General features: G+C 32.8%; 3 protein-coding genes. All 3 read right to left on the reverse strand.

Features of this window, described 5'->3' with window-relative positions; translation table 11 throughout:
* Positions 1-520: 520 nt before the first annotated feature.
* From LDB17_RS01040 to LDB17_RS01050, 3 genes are read right to left on the reverse strand one after another with little or no spacing between them, the layout of a single operon-like run.
* Complete coding sequence (locus tag LDB17_RS01040) at positions 521-898, reverse strand: winged helix DNA-binding protein (RefSeq protein WP_252639059.1); 378 nt, start codon at positions 896-898, stop codon at positions 521-523.
* 24 nt (positions 899-922) lie between these two features.
* Positions 923-1,393, reverse strand: a complete 471-nt coding sequence (gene trxA, locus LDB17_RS01045; protein WP_252639060.1) for a thioredoxin — start codon at positions 1,391-1,393, stop codon at positions 923-925.
* Between the two features lies 1 nt (position 1,394).
* Positions 1,395-1,631 (reverse strand): hypothetical protein, encoded by a 237-nt coding sequence (locus LDB17_RS01050; RefSeq protein ID WP_135104300.1) that lies wholly within the window; start codon positions 1,629-1,631, stop codon positions 1,395-1,397.
* Positions 1,632-1,717: the final 86 nt, after the last annotated feature.

A 1,717-nucleotide genomic window follows, 5' to 3' on the forward strand; every position in this document is an offset into this window, starting at 1 on the left:
TGAAAGGCCTCCCGAGCTAGGAACGACCTTGTACTCATTTTCCTCTTCCACCACTTTTAGTGGTAATCTATTAGATATAATAATCAACTTCATAATACATATTTTATATCGGGCAGGGCGATCCGATTATTAAAAATAGAATAATTCTCTCGAACACAGAAGGATGTAATGAACCTATAAAAATTTTATTATCCTCAGATTAATTATCATATGAAGCCAAAAAGACGAACTTAAATTCTTTTAAGGAAACTGAATTATATATTGGCTATATTTCGGATTAACTCCGTATAAATAAGATATCTACCGAATAAGTAGATTTTAAAGAGGAGAAAAACAAGGTTGTTCTCAATGTATCCAAGATTCTTACAAAGATAATAAAATTTGTCTAACCCATAAAAATACATAGAAGTTAGATTTTAACTAAAAAATCTAACTTACTAATATGCAGCTATTTTGTTGTGTATTTACGACGTGTTTTATAGTAGAAAAAAGGAAAACACCTAATCACAAGATCACAATCCTATCGTTTTATAATAGATCCAAGCGTTTCGGGAATATCAAACTCAGCACATTTTATCGATTCAAGCTTTTTCTTACCCAAATCAGTCAACATAAAATACATCTGGCGCTTATCTTCCTTGCCGACAATACGTCGGATAAGACCTTTCTTCTCGACCGACTTTATCACTTTCGATGTATTTGAATTACTCAGCCCCAATACGCTCGCCAATTCATTTGATGAATATTTTTGAGTATTTAACGAACAGAGTAGCATTCCTTCATTCAGTCCAAGATCATATAATTGTTGAAAGTTTAGTTCAAAGTCATAAATCGCCCGATACACATCCCTGATCTGACATAATGTTTTTACTTGCGAATTATTTATATTGTCTGCCATTTTAGTATAAGTTTATATTTACTGTCATTCTTTTAATAAAAGATTATCAATAGCTTCCTTTAATTGCTGCTTGGGTAATGCTCCTGCAGCCATCTGAGGTTGTGCATTCATCGGAACAAACAGTAAAGATGGTATACTTCTTATTCCGAAGACAGCAGAAAGTTCTGGCTCTGTTTCCGTATTTATCTTATAAATATATATACGATCTCCGTATTCTGCAGCCAATTCTTCCAACACCGGAGCTATAGCCTTACAAGGGCCACACCAGTCAGCATAGAAATCGATCAATGCCGGCTTATCCCCCAAATATTTCCATTCAGTAGGATTTGTTTCAAAATTAGCAACTTTTGATAAGAATTCAGCTTTTGTTAAATGTATTGTTGTCATTTTATTTTCTTTTTTAATTGTTTCTTCTATTTGATTTTTTGTTTCTGCCTTGTTATTACAAGAAATAAGCAATAATGCCACGAGTGAGAATAATACTGTATACTTCATATTAATCGGGTTTATATTTTTTTATCTGATCTCCATAAATATTTTCTTTGTGCTTAGTATCTGTATAGCATTCTCCGGAACCACAACAGGAAATGTTCATAATTGCCTGGAAAAGCAGCCATCCTCCAAAAACCAGAAATATATAATTTTGCGAAATCATAGAATAGATAGCCATAAGTATTCCTAATAGCAAACGAACGATCCGTGCAAAATCCCAATTCTTCAATATGCGATTCATTTTCTTATTCATTTAAAATTAAACCAACTTCCACCATTATATACTTCCTGAAAACCTTTATTTCTTAGAAGTGTTACGGCACTGCG

This window comes from Dysgonomonas sp. Shenzhen-Wh21 (assembly GCF_043392705.1).
Taxonomy (GTDB): domain Bacteria; phylum Bacteroidota; class Bacteroidia; order Bacteroidales; family Dysgonomonadaceae; genus Dysgonomonas.

Bases quoted from the DNA above. Each gene is read 5' to 3' on its own strand.
- LDB17_RS01050 (WP_135104300.1), bottom strand. From the start codon at position 1,631: ATGAATCGCATATTGAAGAATTGGGATTTTGCACGGATCGTTCGTTTG.
- trxA (WP_252639060.1), bottom strand. From the start codon at position 1,393: ATGAAGTATACAGTATTATTCTCACTCGTGGCATTATTGCTTATTTCT.
- LDB17_RS01040 (WP_252639059.1), bottom strand. From the start codon at position 898: ATGGCAGACAATATAAATAATTCGCAAGTAAAAACATTATGTCAGATC.